Origin of the sequence: Bowmanella yangjiangensis (genome assembly GCF_017255015.1) — a bacterium.
Classification (GTDB): domain Bacteria; phylum Pseudomonadota; class Gammaproteobacteria; order Enterobacterales; family Alteromonadaceae; genus Bowmanella; species Bowmanella yangjiangensis.
This window is the reverse complement of the sequence record NZ_JAFKCS010000005.1, coordinates 161174-177178: the sequence shown is the minus strand read 5'-3', so window position 1 is coordinate 177178 and position 16005 is coordinate 161174. Positions and strand designations below refer to the sequence as shown.

At 46.5% G+C, this 16005-nt stretch carries 9 protein-coding genes and 1 pseudogene; 7 read left to right on the top strand and 3 right to left on the bottom strand.

The window, feature by feature from the left end; translation table 11 throughout:
- Positions 1-10 precede the first annotated feature (10 nt).
- The 3 genes from J0A65_RS07710 (at position 11) to J0A65_RS07700 (ending at position 9379) form a co-directional block, all read left to right on the top strand.
- Positions 11-1801 (top strand): hypothetical protein, encoded by a 1791-nt coding sequence (locus J0A65_RS07710; protein ID WP_206593564.1) that lies wholly within the window; start codon positions 11-13, stop codon positions 1799-1801.
- Positions 1802-1819: 18 nt separating this feature from the next.
- Positions 1820-2662: a hypothetical protein gene (locus J0A65_RS07705; RefSeq protein WP_206593563.1), complete on the top strand. Its 843-nt coding sequence runs from the start codon at positions 1820-1822 to the stop codon at positions 2660-2662.
- 717 nt (positions 2663-3379) lie between these two features.
- A complete protein-coding gene (locus J0A65_RS07700; RefSeq protein WP_206593562.1) occupies positions 3380-9379 on the top strand; it encodes an nSTAND1 domain-containing NTPase in 6000 nt (1999 codons plus the stop codon).
- 233 nt (positions 9380-9612) lie between these two features.
- Here J0A65_RS07700 and J0A65_RS27310 read toward each other — a convergent pair.
- Positions 9613-10043 (bottom strand): annotated as a pseudogene (locus tag J0A65_RS27310) (DDE-type integrase/transposase/recombinase); the annotation flags it as partial.
- 366 nt (positions 10044-10409) lie between these two features.
- On the opposite strand from J0A65_RS27310, the gene J0A65_RS07690 reads away from it, so the two are divergent.
- The 4 genes from J0A65_RS07690 to J0A65_RS07675 all read left to right on the top strand — a co-directional run bounded on the left by J0A65_RS07690 (position 10410) and on the right by J0A65_RS07675 (position 13995).
- A complete protein-coding gene (locus J0A65_RS07690) occupies positions 10410-11036 on the top strand; it encodes an NAD(P)H-dependent oxidoreductase (RefSeq protein WP_206593558.1) in 627 nt (208 codons plus the stop codon).
- 225 nt (positions 11037-11261) lie between these two features.
- On the top strand, positions 11262-12134 hold the full coding sequence (locus tag J0A65_RS07685) for a LysR family transcriptional regulator (RefSeq protein WP_206593557.1): 873 nt from the start codon (positions 11262-11264) through the stop codon (positions 12132-12134).
- A complete protein-coding gene (yjeH, locus tag J0A65_RS07680; RefSeq protein WP_206593555.1) occupies positions 12131-13366 on the top strand; it encodes an L-methionine/branched-chain amino acid transporter in 1236 nt (411 codons plus the stop codon). Before J0A65_RS07685 ends, yjeH begins: the two co-directional genes overlap by 4 nt.
- Positions 13363-13995 (top strand): flavodoxin family protein, encoded by a 633-nt coding sequence (locus J0A65_RS07675; protein WP_206593551.1) that lies wholly within the window; start codon positions 13363-13365, stop codon positions 13993-13995. The genes yjeH and J0A65_RS07675 overlap by 4 nt, the downstream gene beginning before the upstream one ends.
- Before the next feature lie 58 nt (positions 13996-14053).
- Here the strand turns inward: J0A65_RS07675 and J0A65_RS07670 are convergent, their stop codons facing one another.
- The gene (locus J0A65_RS07670) at positions 14054-14941 is read right to left on the bottom strand and encodes an MBL fold metallo-hydrolase (RefSeq protein WP_206593550.1); all 888 of its coding nucleotides are present in this window, start codon (positions 14939-14941) and stop codon (positions 14054-14056) included.
- A gap of 37 nt (positions 14942-14978) precedes the next feature.
- On the bottom strand, positions 14979-16004 hold the full coding sequence (locus J0A65_RS07665) for an alpha/beta hydrolase-fold protein (protein ID WP_206593548.1): 1026 nt from the start codon (positions 16002-16004) through the stop codon (positions 14979-14981).
- Position 16005: the final 1 nt, after the last annotated feature.

The following is a 16005-nucleotide window of genomic DNA, read 5'->3' as shown; positions in this document are numbered from 1 at the left end:
GAGACAAAAAATGGATATCTTGTTAGTCACGTCGGGCATCAAAGCAGCACTTCGGGCTGCGCAGGTCGGTATCGACTTGTACGTGGAACGCGCCGAAGACAAGCCTATATTTCTGCCGAACATCAGATTGCCACGAGCGACCATCGCAGATGAAATCACGTCGTGGCTAAATGCCAACCAACAGTTCCGAACCACGCCCCCTTTCAGCCAGGGCTGGGATCCCGTTGATTTTGTCTGGAACTCACCATCTGAAGTGAACAAACAGGCCTGTATTGCCAGGATGATTGAGATTCGCTCAGCACAAGATTTCATAGACATCACGGAGGATGAGAAGCAACAGTTAGTTGGTGGCCGAATGATAGAGCAGTGGCGACATGACAACCAGCCACCAACGGCTTGGGCCCGTATTGCCCTGACCATTACCGATATTGGCCTGGAATTCGTTGCCGCCAATCCATCCATCATGGGGGAAAACAGTAGAGGGGAAGCCCTTATTTTGGCGTTTGCCACCAACTTAACCTTACTGATCCCAGATGATGTTAGTGATCTGGGTCGTCGCCATGATTTTGAAAGCCGCCTACTCGGCATGTTTCTAAGGGCTGGCCTCACTACCTTGCTTGAAGACGACGGCACTATCATTGAAGACGATAATGTTGAAGCGTTAGTGAAAGGCATAATCAAGCCAGTGAACGATAGCCTTCCTGACAGCTTTCAAGCGCAGATTGAATATAGAAAACTTACCGAAGCCTTGATGGGGCCATCCGCCGTGGCGGCACTCAGCATGCTTTCGTCGAATACCCAGGACTTTCTTGGCAACAAGTTTGCGAATGGTACCGCCTTGCAGGCAGTAACACAGGCTTTGCTGAATGCCAGTGTGAATACCACCGCAAGTTCAAGTATTGCCGCGGTATTTAGCAAACATGGGGTAACGGCGTTATTTAACTCAGCCTTAACGGTCGCAATAGAAAAACCCCAACTCTTCATTGATGAGCAGGGAAACCCCAAATCCGCCTTGCTGACGAGTTTATTGGTAAATACCGCCACAGCAGTGAAAACGGCAAACAACCAAGGCTTTGATAAGAATCTCGGCGTTACCCTTTGCGCCATGGTTATCGGTACTTTAGGCGAACAAGCCGAACTTCTGCTGGCCTTGGATCCGGACAAACCCTGGGAGAATGTCGCGCTGGAGGTCATTCAGCATATGACCACAGATCTAAGTGAAGCAATTTCCGAGAACCGCCGACTGCAATTGTTTAACCAGAAACAGCAGTTTGAATACGCGCGCATCATCCTGCAGCAAGTCGCCAACACTCCCGCGATGCTGGGAACAAACCACCCTGAGTATCAACGAATTATCAAAGGCATCGCGGAGGTCATGGCAAATGACAACAACTTGTTGCTTTCCAACGATGAATGGCTCCAGATCGCAGCCAGCGCAGCCGAGCTGGCCGCCGTCAATCCGCAGCGCTTATTCGGTTTAGACAACAGCAGCATACCCAACCAGCTGGCCACAACAGCATTAAAACAGCTACTCATACTCACCAACAATGCGCTGAGCGAGGCACCACAACTACCGCTGCGTGGTTACACCCTCTATTCAGCCATGCAATTGCTGCTGGAGGCCTTGTCTGGTGACATTAGTGAGCTGGTTCAAGACCCCACATTACTCGATAGCTATTTTGCCGAGTTAATTGCAGACATTAATGACTCACCCGCTAAATGGGGCAGCGAAACTATAGTTGCCTATATCCGGGCGACAGTCTTTGACGTTGTCGCCAATGGCTTACCTTTGGCAGACTGATATAAGGACGTTTTATCCATGAACATACTGTTAAAAAGCGCTGCAATAGCAGCCTCACTGTTAGTTATGCAGGGGTGTCTGTCCACTGAACGCTATGAGATGGCGAGTGACCTAAATACCACCGACAGTGAATTAGAAAGGCTGTTAATTGAGGCCAACGCCAAGGATGACAGAACGCCCAAGCCTGCCATAGAACTGCTCGCCATTTATGCATATGACGCCGCCACTGCCGCCGTGAAAAGTAACGAAGCCAAACTGGCACTGGGTTACTATCGCATTGCTGCCATTGGTTTCTGGCGGGATGACATAGCGGCCAATAACCAGAAATTATTTGATGTGGTCAATGCCGCTGAGCCTGTGTGTGATGCGATGACCGAAAAAGCGCCGGATCGGGATTGTTTTGTTATACGTTTCACACCATTACTGGCAAGCCTTGAAGAAGCGCTATCAGCACAACCACCTATTGAATTTTCTACCGCCACGACCGCACAGATTCAAAGCGGCTTAGCTACGCTGTTCAAGCTGGGCGGTGAAAGTACAGGCGGGATTGATTTTAACAATGGCGCTTTGCCCAACTTAATCAATCAGGCAATTGCCCAACAAAGCTTTCTCAGCCATCACACTACATTGAATCAGTATATATGCGACAACCTCTCCGCAGCCTTTGCTAAGTATGTCAGCGTCATCTCACCTTATCGCGACAATGCTAAGGGCACTGAGGCGGAAGCCCAACTGCTCGCAGACCATCCCCTATATAAGGCGTACAGGACAATCCCAGGTGATCTGGTCAATTCGCAGCAAGAGCGTGTTGAATACCTGATTGGCAGCAAAGTCGCCAGTTGCAAATCAAGGGGAGAGTAAAGATTCAAGTACGGCTGAATAAGACCTTAATTCACAGGCGTGTATACCCGAATCTTGGGAAAGTTATGGTGCTTGGGGGCGGACTCGAACTGACACAATGTTGCCATCGACGGATTTTGCCAACTTGGGCTAAAACTACGGTTTCACGTTTGAACTGTGGGAATACATTCTTCGCTTGGTCATAGACGCTCCCCTAAGACACAGTATGCCCCTTTGTAGATGTATCCACTGAATTTTGGTAGAAGCCGAGCTTATGAAACACCCATTTTTATTCTTAATAAATCCACTTGCGCTGGAATGGTTGATTTTTGTACCGCAAACTCATATAAGTGAACAAATAACAACCAGAAAGATTCCTGATTACCCACAATGCTTAGTCATGCTACCGATAACGTCCTGAAAGTAGCTATTTTTCTGGCATTGGAGGAAAGTTGTCTGTCCTTCGATTGCACGAACAATAAATGCAGATTCGCTACAAGCCTTAAGTGATAAGGCTTTCAGATTCGTTATCTAAGCGCTAACTGAGCATTGTGGGTAATCAGAAAAGGATTTAGCGTGATTCATCAACTACTCATATATTTCGCAAAAGTAACTCTCCCATCAGGCCTTCCAGCTAAATATGTATGTAATTTTTAATGGCGAGTAAGCTTACAGCACCCAGACATTTACTAGCGTTTCTCTATATAACTCCTGAGCTCAAAAACAAAAGGAATTGGCATGCAGATTGTAAGGATTTTCATCTCATCCCCAAGTGATGTAGCAGAGGAGAGAGAGAGAGCCAAAGAGGTCGTCCGTCGTTTACAAAGACGATACACCCACAAGCTAGAACTCGTACCTGTAATGTGGGAGGACATGTTTCTTGATGCTGAAGTTTCATTTCAGGAGGGAATTGAACAGATAATTGACAGTGACTGCAGCATAGATATCGCTGTGTTTATTTTGTGGTCGCGCCTTGGTTCACCGCTGGGTAGTAAGATATTGAGACCGGACGGGGGCCAATATAAATCAGGCACGGAGCGAGAGTTTGACCTCATGCTTCAGGCTAGAGAAAAAGCCAAAGAAAGAGGGCTTGGCAGCCGGCCATCAATCCTCGCCTATCGTCGGGAAGACGACAAAGCGTTCAATCGTCGTTTGCTCGAACAATCACACAACCAAATTGAAGAGGCGATTATTCAAAATCGTCTCGCTGAAGAATTTATACAAGAATATTTTTATGATGAGGTGGATGGTAGCAATAAAAGGGCATATACCAGCTATGATGGGCCCAGCAGCTTCGCCGCCAGGCTGCGGGTGCATTTGCAAACCAAACTGGATGAACTGCTTCAAAACGACCATTTACTAAAAGAAGGCTGGGATATTGCCGAACAAGGCTCTCCCTATCGAGGTTTGGAAAGCTTTGATGTTGAACATGAGCAGATATTTTTTGGTCGCGAGCAAGAAATTGCCGAGGTTCAAATACTCTTCGAAAAACAAAATGAAGCAGGATCTGCATTTGTTTTGCTCGTCGGCGCCAGCGGTAGCGGTAAGTCCTCCTTAGCAAAAGCCGGTATTATCCCGGCGATAAGACATTACGATTCGAACATAGCGCAGTGTCGCTATATGGTAATGACGCCGGGCGAATACGCCGATGACTTGATAACAGGTTTAGTTAAAACTCTTGCCTCAGCTACTGCCTTGCCAGAATTGTTCGACAGTGCGAACAACAGAATTACTCAGAATGACCTCATAGAGGCCCTGCGCGAGAATCCCACTACAGCCGTCAAACTCACCTTACTCCCTGAATTAAGGAGAATAGCTGAGACTGTCGGCGGTGCTGTTCGTCTGGTTGTACTTATCGATCAGCTGGAGGAATTGCTAAGCAATCCAACCATCACTGAAGATGAAATAAACGCATTTGCCCAGGTTATCAGCGTATTAGCAAGCAGTGGTTCAGTTTGGGTAATGGCAACGCTACGAAGCGATTTCTATGGAGACCTACAAAACTATGCCAAGTGGATGGCGCTAAAAGGACAAGGGAGTCAGTACGATGTTCTGCCACTTGGCGCTGCATACATGCATCGGGTGATTACCGAACCCGCCTGGCTGTCCGGCCTGCAATTTGAAAAACACCCCCAATCCGACGAGAGACTCGACCAATATCTGCTTAGCGATGCTCTCGAAGAGCCAGATGCGCTGCCGTTACTACAGTACACCTTACGGGAACTATATGAAAAAAGGGGCGATAGCCGTGTTTTGACGTTTGACTCATACCGAAATATTGGTGGTGTTACAGGTGCGTTGGGAAAACGTGCAGAGGCCGTATGGGAATCTTTGCCAACCACATCGCGAGATATCCTTGTCCCCAGGTTATTTCGTTCTCTGGTAACCATTGATCATGAGAGAAAACTTGGCGCCAAGGTATTAACCGTTGGTGTAGCTCAAGATGAAAGGATTCATGAAGCGTTCGTTCAAGCCAGGTTACTTGTCAAATCTCGCAGTGACAATGATTCAGGTACAATTATTCGGCTCGCACATGAAGCCATCATTCGATGTTGGCCCAGGTTGCAGCAATGGCTAGACGATTCACAAGAATTTCTGCAAGCCCGTTTTCGAATGGAAAACGCCTACAACCGATGGAACGAAGAGCGACAAAAAGAAGGTGATAAGAAAAAGGCCGACGATTATCTGCTCCCAGAGGGTAAACCTCTGGCAGAAGCTCAAGATATGTTGGTACATTGGCGAGCAGAGCTTCAACCTGAACTGCAAGAATACATCACTTTATCTGATGCGCACCACCAGTCACGCCGCCGAAAAAGACTGCGTCAATATCAGTTTGCAATTGGCCTCTTATTGGTGCTGTCTACACTTGCCATATTTAGCGGCGGCATTGCCTTTAATCAATCGGACAAAGCCTCTTCAGCATTAGATCTATCACTTAAATCGGTTGATAAACTCGCCATCGAAGTGATAGACCAACTCAAAGATACGTGGGACACCCCCGCTCCAGAAAAAATGGCACTAGCCGCCACAATTGACCATCGCTTAGGTACTTTGGCGACTGACATTACCGGGTCGAATTATCTTACGAGCAGCTATGGGCGTTTGCTCACCTCGACGTCTGAAATGGCGTTAGAACTTGGCCTGACAGACAAGGCTCATGCCTACGCAAAAAAATCCACCCAACTATACGCTAATCAACCCCAATTGGATGGCATTAGCAGCCTTATTGAATCGGCCGAAGCACAAATTACTATGGCTGAATCAGCCAGGATCTTTTTTGACAAGCCGCTGGCAATGATGAGTATTGAAAATGCTCAGTTAATTATTAGCCAAGTTAATTTCGACAGGCTTGATGATTTATTGCAACAAAAGACTCGCTTGCTGAATGCTCGAATTAAGCGTGTACAAGTTGATCTTGCTGCAGACAAGGGCAATCTTACCCAAGCATTAGATCTAAACCAGTCGCTATTAAATGAATTAAAAACACTACAAAACACTACAAATAACCCAGAAACAGGCAACAAAGTAACGCAGCTTTTAGTTACCGCCTATGAAAGAGAGAAATATCTAAGAGAGCGTATTGGTGAAAATTCATCTCTGAACCCAGAATGGAAAAATGGCATTGAGAAAGTTCAACAATATTTCAATGAAGCTGACCTGGGAAATTCTCCCCACTTAGCGAATCGGATTAAAGCTCTACGCGCAGCAATTTTGCAACAAGAAGACAACTTAGGCGCTGGTATTACGTTACTTGATGAGGTCATCGCTTACTACGATCAATTGCTTATCAGTGACCCTGACAATCGAGCTTGGAAAAAAAGTCTTATTGATAATCTGGCCAATCACCAACTGATTGCCGATCAAATTGGCTTAAAAGAAGTCACTGAAATAGACGCCCTCACACGAGGCGCCTTATTTGCTCGCCTGCGCGAAGACGGACCGATAGATGAACAGACATTGCTGGAGCAGTTCGCCTATCACTGGGCTGTTACTAAGCAAAAAATCAATGACGCCAAGCAAAAAAAGGAAAATGAGCAAGATCAAAAAGTTACACTGTTCAAAGAAGCTCAGGAGCAACTACTGCAACAGCAAATGTTAATTGACCTAGCCGCAGCATTAGGTGCGGAAAGTGAGCAATTGAATCGATTGCGTTTCTTGCATTCCAACGGTCGAATTGATTTTTATCGGGCCAACCAGCAATGGAAAGAGGCGGAGGCAGTGCTTCAACGTGCGTCCTTAACACTAGGTACACCTAAAAATGATTCAGAAAAAATACAAAACTTTTGGCTGCTTATTGATCAAGTGTCACTTATGTCCAGCCAAAGTAAAAACGTGCCTGACGCACTCTTTGATAACATTTTTGGTGCAGAAAAAACGCTTCAAACCTTAGGTATTAAGAACTATCACGCGAGTTTCAATTATCTGCATAGGGTTAGAGCAAACTTCTATCATAAGCTAGAAGATGGGAACAGAACTTTTGAGGAAACTTTACGTTCGTTAAATGTCATCGAACAAGCCTCTATTGAACGCCCCTTAACCTGTAATGACGTGCAAAACACCTTGTGGAGCTTAGAGTCAGCAATTTGGTTTCAGAAGAAATATAGCGGATGGAACAATCTACCCATTATCGAGCGTGCCAAAACTATCGTTCAGAAAATTCCAGACGGACTTCCATGCGCGAAACAAGAAACATTAATAAACGACTGGCGTTCAATGAGCAATATATTGGCCAGCAAATCCAACACCTGTGTGGGAGCGTCGGCAGCAAAAGCTGAACAGCAGTTATGCGCGGAGTATTCGCATTTGGAGCAAGCACTACGAGACGGCTTAACTCGTATGCGCAACTTCGACACAACGGTCAGCCGCTATACCACACCCAATATTGCACCTTTTCCGCAAGTTAGCGAAAAACAAGCCAGAGATATTCGCAATAGAATCGCGGCGCTAAAGCAAGACGGTTGGATAGGAAAACCATTGATGAGCGGTAATTGGCAAGACCTACACGGTGATGCCCTGAAAGATGCCATTAAGTATTTTGCCTCGTTAGAACAGTTCAAAAATACAAAATTGGAAGACAGCATTGCACACATTCGACAAACCAATCTGACCTCATTCCCTGAAGCTAAATTACTGGAAGCCGAATATGCCAGTGCCACAGGTTTAACCCCGATAGTGGCCATACTGGTTACCCCAAATAAGGTATATGAGCTAAACGATCACTATTCGAGTATTAGAGCCGCCGCCGACGAGCTGTCAATTCGAAACAAGGACACTGCGACAGACTACATTCGATTTTATTTTGCCTATATTATGGGCCGCCATGGTCGCTTTATCATCGTCGAAAATGAAGCGGACATAAACTGGTTGAATACAGCTAATAAAAGCCAGCGCGATAACATTCTCAAATTGTTGCGCCCCATTGAAATGACGCACAATCCAGCACGGGAAGGTTATTGGACGGGATCGGCGACAATGCTCCTTAACGATACTCTGTTCACCGTCACAATAGATCTTCTCCCGAGTGGAAGTGTAATTATGAGCGATCAGATTATATTGGCAGAGGTTATTCCGGTTGCAGAAGACTATCTGCGCTATACGTCGGCGGGTTATGTAGTTCAACAGGATTCGCATGATAAGCTCCCAAGCTTTTTGAATAGTGCTGAACCGAGTCTTACCAGTATGACTAGCTCAGTACCGAACATGAAGGGAGCCTGGCGAACACTCGTAGGTGATGAATATCGCCAAGCGCTGCGGCGTTTCTTCCAAGCGGCCACAGACGGCTTACCACCTGCACTTTTTGTATCATCTGAGGTTCAAATAAAAGCGTTAAACCTGCCGTTTTACCAAGACGGTCAGCTTCTAGAAGCAACTTATATGGATGGCTTAGGGGAAAGGGCCTTGGTTACCATTGTAACCCTACCCAATGGTGTAACTTTCTTAAATGGTACAAGCCCGCCCATTCATCATATCAACAAGGAACAAAAACTTTCTTTGAACAGTTCTGAATTTGTCGATATTTACATTCGTTTTTTTTGTTTATATGTACAAGGCGATGAAGGACCTTTTCGGCTTGTCGAATCTTTAGAAGAATTGCCCTGGGCTGAAAGTGTGAAAGCAGAGGACAGGTTGCAAGTCGAGGGTAAGATACGTCCGTTGACAGTAACGCCAGATCCTAAAAATAGCGGGCATTGGCTAGCAAAAGCAACCGTTCAGTATTCCAATACCTTGTTTGAAGCGAACTTTAGTATTGCACCATCAGGCATGGTAGAAATGCTAAGCGATGAACCATTAGCTGAAAATCTATTAATTAACCCGCCTAAGATGACCAAACGAGGACTAGTTAACGTAAAAGGAGTAAAACGCCTTCAGTCAATCATTCTGCAGTCGAATAAAGATATTTATCGAGAAACCATCAACATAACGCTGCAAAAACCTGAAACAGAGAGACCGTCGCATTGGCGCGAATTAATGGCGGAAAGTTTGTTCTACGAGATGCGTAATTTAAAGGCAGATGACAATGCCCCGGCTGTGTTAAATAAGGTGATCGATACCGCTATTAACTGGTGGCAGAGCACGACGCAAACTGCCGATGTTCAGGCACCATCAAATGTTAATAATAGCAGAACAGCTAAGCTAGCAATTGGCCTGCTGACGGTTGCACTGGAGATAGCAAAAGAACTGGCCCCAGAGCTAAATGAGAAGATAGAAACAGAGCGAGAGAAAATGCAAAAAGGATGAAAAAACGTTGTTACCCGTGAACTTTCCCAGAGATTAATAACAATGCCTCAATGAGATTTTCCAGCTTGTGACCTGCCCCCATTTTTAGTGCCTCTTGCTCGATGAGCTGAGCCGTCTAATTTTTAATGGATGCCGCGAACTGTATAGGCGACAAGTTGTTTAAAGCCTGGAGGGGTCGACAGACTCTTGTTGCAGTCCTCCCTCCAAGTTTCAATTTAGCATCTGGTAGCGATAAGACATTCGTTCCTGAATTTACTATTCAGGCTCTCTACGAAGGCATTTTTTTGTTGGTTTGCCAGGCTGGATAAAGCCTGAGGTGACACCCGCTTCCTTACTCCAGAAGAATAGACCTTGCTGGTAAATTCTGTACTGTTGTGGCAAACAACCTTGTTGGGATTTCCTCTGTGTTCAGTCAATTGGTCCAGGAATCTCTCTACCTGTCTGCCGCTGATGGAAACAGAAACCAACTGGCCAATCATTTCCTGAGAATAATCATCCACCACATTGAGCACACGAACACGCCTACCACTGCTGAACTGGTCAGACACAAAGTCCTTTGACCAGCATTGGGCTGTTGGCACCACCATTGGCTGCCATGGCAGCGTCAGCTTATAGCGTTTCTTGGTTCTGTGACCTGCAAACCACCCTCAATGTAGAGAGGATAGGCATGTATTCGGTCAATATGCGAGCTCATAAGCGACTACACAAATTCCTTAAGTAGGCATACATAAATATATGACCCATAACTTATCCAAATAAGATATTTTCTGTCGCCTGGCTCTTACAGTCGATCTACCGCGCTCTGAGCATGTCTTTTTCGTGTTTCAGTATCGGTTTTAATCATTTTTTGATAGCAGACATAGGGTCAAGCTTGTTGATGCAAGACTGAACGAATGGGGTTAGCGTTCACCGAATCCCTTCACTCGTTATTAACGGCCAGCTGGCCATATCCCAGACTTTATCACTCGAGCAGCTAGAACAGCTCGTTATCACTCATATAAAGCCGGAACATGCAAAAGAGGACTACATGATGGCAATTTTAGAAGCATTAAACTGGCGCTATGCCGTCCGTGAGTTTAGCAACACGAAACTATCTGATGATGTCATCGCAGAACTTGTAGAGGCCACACGCTTAAGTCCGTCTGCTTATGGCTTACAACCATACAAGCTAATCGTAATTAAGTCTCCCGAAATAAAAGCGTTGCTGCTTCCATATGCGATGGGGCAAAAAAAGGTAGGTGATTGCTCACACTTGTTTGTTCTGACAGTAAACACCCGGATTGATGCGAAGTTCATTGAACAACACTTTGCCCACGTTGAATATGAGCGAGGTCTTGCAGCCGGGACACTGGCAGGCTTCGAGCAGCACGTGAAAGAAGTGATGCTGTCGCTTTCGACGGAACAGCTTCACCAGTGGGCCGAGAATCAGGTACATATCGCGCTGGGAAATTTGTTAACAGCCGCTGCAATCAAGGGCGTGGACGCTTGCCCCATGGCCGGCTTCGAAAACCAAGGTTTTGACGAGGTGTTAGGACTTGCAGAGAAACAGCTTAGAACCTCTGTTATCTGTGCACTGGGAGAGCGCGCAAAAACTGATGCAAGTGCCGGACAACGCAAAGTACGCCTGCCTGTCAGCGACTTTAGCGTAGAAATATAAAATGTGTTGTTGCTAATGGCGACATCTTTTGGGGTACTACAAACGCCATTGAATAATCAGTTGAGAGGGCTGCCCCCTTGTTGTGAAGGGGTTAGCTTTTTCGTTGAACCTGTTAGCCATTAGATTTCCCATTTCTGGCCTAAATTAAGCGTCATTGAAGAACCTGAATTTACACCGATGTTTATGCTTTCAAGGAGTTGGCGCAATAACCTACTGGGGGAAGCAATGCACCGCATATCCTTAGAACAATGGAGCATGTTTATTGCGGTAGTCGATAACGGGGGATTCGCTCAAGCCGGTGACGCCCTGTTTAAGACGCAGTCGACCATCAGCCATAGTATAAAAAAGTTGGAAAGCACTGTAGGGAAGCAACTGTTTGAAGTAGTTGGGCGTAAAGCGGCACTCACACCCTACGGCGACAGCCTGCTCACGGCAGCAAGGACCTTAATTGGTCACGCTGACGCCCTTGAACATGATGCTATTTCACAACACCGAGAAATTCGTACGACCTTTAACCTGGCAGTGGATATTCTATTTCCCACCGCTCAGCTGTGGTCGGCTCTCTCCCGACTTAGCACAGACTTTCCGGAACTCAATATTCAATTACATGAAACAGTATTGTCACGCTGTGGTGAGCTATTAGATGACGGCACGGTAGATGTTGGCATTGCCAGCTCAATTCCCAAAGGCTACGTATCGCAATTGGTGACAACCGTTGATCTTTTCGCTGTTGCGCACGAGTCGCATTCAGTTATGAAGGATAAAGCGCATACACTCAACAAACTTGAGCAACATAGGCAGTTTGTCATTCGGGATGCTGGCTTGCGTAACAACGTAAATTCCGGCTGGCTGGGTTCAGCGAGTCGTTTGACAGTCAGTAATTTAGAACAAGCTTGGCAGGGTATCCAGCAACAAATTGGCTTTGCCTGGCTCCCCCTCTGGTTTCTAAGGCAAAAAAGTACCTCAGATGTGGTGAGACTCAAGCTAGAAAACGGTCATATGCGCACCGTTGCACTGCAGCTTGCTGTTCGCCCCGAGCTGGCCTCAAATCAGGTTGTGAGAAAGTTTGTTAACTATCTGATGGAATCGCAGGAATGAGTAGTAAAATTTCCCGTTGGCAAGGCGCGGGGCTGGTCGCGACGACACTATTAGGGACCGGTGTTTTTATCCTGCCGCAGCTAACGCTTAATAGTTCGGGGGTTGATAGCGTAGCTGTATGGTTGCTGCTCACATTGATGATCATCCCGGTGGCACTTGTCATGGGCAAGTTGGCCGCAAACTATCCTCATGCGGGGGGCCCCGCACACTTTGTCGAGCAGGCGTTTGGTGTCAGGTTAGGGCAGAGTTTAGGGCTATTATTTATTTGTGTTGTTCCCTTCGGCGCACCTGCCGCCATGTTGATTACGTTTACCTTTTTCAGTGATTTAACGGGCATATCGGGGATATGGCTATTGGTATGTGAGCTACTCACCCTGGCATTATTGTTCCTGATAAATCAACGCGGACTGAAACTATCTGCGGTTGTACAACTAGGGATCACTTTGGCTGTGGTAGCGCTAATTGTGGTTTTGCTTGCAGTGCCGACAGCGCAAGTAAGCGCCACATGGCAGCCCTCGGTGCCTGAGCTTGAAACTCTACTCAAAGGTATCGGAATTGCCTTTTGGAGCTTCCTTGGCTTAGAAGCCATCACGCATCTGGCCGAAGACTTTCGTCATCCACAGCGAGATGTAATGCCTGCAATGGTTTATGGGTGTTTGCTAGTCGGCGGTATCTATGTGGCGACAACATTAATGCTGGTGTTGTATCCCACCGCGGCAAAAGTCGCAATTATGGGGATTGCCAAACTCAAGCTCGGCAAAGCTGGAGTAATGTTAATTGGGGTTTTGGGGGTGGCTGGTGGTTTAGCAACGGTAAATGTTTACCTTGCCAGCTTGTCGCGCTTAGTGGCAAGTTTTGCGGATAAAAAGGTACTTCCGGCTGCCCTCGGCCAACGTAATAAACATAGCATGCCAACGACGGCAATGACCTTTATCTTGGCGATTAACGCCTTAATGCTTCTCCTCACCTTTGTTTCGAATCTTGATTTGGAAGCGCTAATTACCGCAGCCAATGGGGTATTCGTGCTCATTTATATGGCAACGATGTTTGCTGCATGGCGCTTATTAGCGATGAAATATCGCTTACTTATCGGCATCGGCTTACTACTACTTACAGGAATTATGTGGAGTATCGGTTTGCAGATGATTTATGCCGTGCTTTGCTTCTTCAGCATCTACATCGGATTAGAGTTCAAAGCGCACCGCACTTCTGCAGTTAAGGAGAGGCCATGACTAAACTCGGTATCGTCTATTTTAGCGCGACCGGCGCGACCGAAACGCTAGCTCAAGCAATTGAGCAAGGTGCTCTTGCAACCGAAGCAGTCGAAGTTCTGCGTTTTCGCATTGACAAAAATCAACTCGTTGAGGGTCGTTTTGTCGACCAAGAGGTACTTACGCAGTTGGGTTCATGCGACGCAATTATCTTTGGTTCTCCGACCTATATGGGTGGGGTTGCCAGCCAGTTTAAAGCCTTCGCCGATGCCACCAGCGAATTGTGGTGCGAGCAGTTATGGGCGAATAAGCTTGCGGCCGGCTTTACTTGCGGAAGCGCACCGAATGGCGATCAATCAGGCACCTTGCACTACTTTTTTACCCTCGCCTGCCAGCAGGGCATGTTGTGGGTCAGCATTGACGCAGCGCATGGCTACACCAAGCAGAACGTTAACCGATTAGGAAGTCAGCTTGGTGTGGTGGCACATGTGAATGACCAGGGTGTACATAAAGTAGACAAGGCTACAGCACAGTATCTAGGTCAGCGCGTTGCTGTGTTGGCCAAGAAATTGAATCTAAATGAAAACGTTATCGACAATAATACTGTTGACCGTGCCTTATGTGGCTTCAGCGCAGACGTCAATAATTGAGGTCGGCGGCCTTAGATATGAGTAAGCGACTTCCCTTAAAGTTATCATTTAAAGTCCTCTACAATGTGTCATGTTTTTTCAGCACGTCTTCGACATGGTGAACGGTGTAAGTTGAGAATTCGTCGTAACGCTCCAATCTTTGCAATAGAGTTTGGATTTCTTGATGATTGGCGGTCTCTTCAGCAGATAAACCCTCGCTTGCCAGCCTCTGAGACAATTTGCTGAAGCCTTCATAGATACCAATTATCTCGTTGAGCTCAGCGGCCGAGCTGCTGACCTTTTGCCCTCTGTTGCCAGGGACATACATTGTTGAGTCAGGCCGCTCAGCGACAATGCCTCGCAAGGCACTAATATGGGCAGGCCAGCCATTGGGTCCAGCGTAAATAAGCCAGTCGTTGCGTAGAGCATCTCCGGCGAAGACCAGGTTGCTTGACTCCAACGTAACGAACACATGGTCGAGCGTATGAGCTGCTGAATGGGTCATTCGAATGGTCTCGGTGCCAACATCGATCAGAAGCTCATCGGAAAAGCTAATATCTATCTTGACGCCCTGCGCAATGAGATTTTCATGCCCAATGATCGTGGCGCCGCGGTCACGAAAATAGGAGCTGCCATGATGATGGAAAGGATCTGAATCAATTACCAAAACTTTCTTGATTGGCTTGCCGCTGACATGTCGAACTAACTTTTCAACACTCTGCGTATTACGCCGCATCATAGATGAAATCAACACCACCTCATCCGAACCCACAACGATACCGAAATTGATCCGTGTTGTACCAAACGACTGGCTGGCAATGAGTACATGTTGATTAACGCGATTGACTTCGAATAACTCACCGTCGATTTCGATTTCTGCGCCAAGCGCAGGTGCTTGGAATGATAGCAAAAAGACAAATACAGTAGACGCTGCCTTCAACGATCTTAATAATCTACATATGCTCATTATTAATCCTCATAAATTAGCTTTCTACGATATAAAGCTATAAACCTAGTTTTTGACGCAGAGCGCGAGCTTTTTGAGCCAATTCAACTTGCTGACCACGTTCAAGCTCATCAATAATTTGCGCTATAAAGTACGACTTGTGTTCCGACTCAGTGAAGCGCCAGTGTTGCTCGGCCAATTCAAACTTGCCCATTTGGGTGTAGACCTTTGCTGCCTCGAGGAATAAGTCTGAAAGTGCCGAGGGTTCAGGTGCAACACCGTAGGCTACCGTTCGGTGTTTAAATAACTCCATTAACGTTTGGGGTGTATAGTCATGTTCAAGGAAGGACGAATAGCTCGGTAACTGGTAATCCGAAAAAGTGCGTAACAGTGATGCCCGTAACCCAGGAACCAAGACGGACTGATGGTTCTCTTGTGGCAGCGAGATAATGGATAACTCAGCCGTATCTGAGGACTTCAGCAGGGGTTGGTAGAATTGTATGAGTCGATGATTTTCATTACCAAACACAGCCAAGTTGCGTGGCACTAAGTCGACGTTAGATAGTGCTGCAGGTACATCACGGACCGACTCAAAAACCGGAGACAAACTGATAACCGTGCTAAATGAATTCTTCCGCAATGCAACGGAGTTCATCAGGCCGCCAGCAGTATATGAGAAGCCAACGATGACATTGCGCGTCTGAGTTCGGTACTGTTTCGCAATGAGAGGGCTAAGTTCCATACCGAGCCAATCGCTCAAGGTGTTTCGCTCACGTGTGACATATCGATACAGCTGTTTTACCTCCACCTCAACAATGATCGTTTCGGGGAAGTCGTGAAACTTCTCAAGGCGCCGAATCGTTTCAGTAGTTTCACCAAAGTAATCGCCTTTATAAAAAGGACTGCTATCGATGAGGAAAATAACAGGATAAGTCCGTGTTGACTCGTTATAGGATTGTGGGAGATTTACTGAGTAGTGAAAGGGATCATCTGCCGATTTTTCCCCGGCTGCACCTGGGTTTGATATTACGCTTAACACCAATAGAACCAAGGAATACATAAAACAGCTAACTGTATTTTTCATT

What these genes read in the sequence shown, in the direction of transcription:
- J0A65_RS07705 (WP_206593563.1), top strand. Translation starts at nt 1,820, where the DNA reads ATGAACATACTGTTAAAAAGCGCTGCAATAGCAGCCTCACTGTTAGTT.
- J0A65_RS07710 (WP_206593564.1), top strand. Translation starts at nt 11, where the DNA reads ATGGATATCTTGTTAGTCACGTCGGGCATCAAAGCAGCACTTCGGGCT.
- J0A65_RS07690 (WP_206593558.1), top strand. Translation starts at nt 10,410, where the DNA reads ATGGCAATTTTAGAAGCATTAAACTGGCGCTATGCCGTCCGTGAGTTT.
- J0A65_RS07700 (WP_206593562.1), top strand. Translation starts at nt 3,380, where the DNA reads ATGCAGATTGTAAGGATTTTCATCTCATCCCCAAGTGATGTAGCAGAG.
- yjeH (WP_206593555.1), top strand. Translation starts at nt 12,131, where the DNA reads ATGAGTAGTAAAATTTCCCGTTGGCAAGGCGCGGGGCTGGTCGCGACG.
- J0A65_RS07685 (WP_206593557.1), top strand. Translation starts at nt 11,262, where the DNA reads ATGCACCGCATATCCTTAGAACAATGGAGCATGTTTATTGCGGTAGTC.
- J0A65_RS07665 (WP_206593548.1), bottom strand. Translation starts at nt 16,004, where the DNA reads ATGAAAAATACAGTTAGCTGTTTTATGTATTCCTTGGTTCTATTGGTG.
- J0A65_RS07675 (WP_206593551.1), top strand. Translation starts at nt 13,363, where the DNA reads ATGACTAAACTCGGTATCGTCTATTTTAGCGCGACCGGCGCGACCGAA.
- J0A65_RS07670 (WP_206593550.1), bottom strand. Translation starts at nt 14,941, where the DNA reads ATGAGCATATGTAGATTATTAAGATCGTTGAAGGCAGCGTCTACTGTA.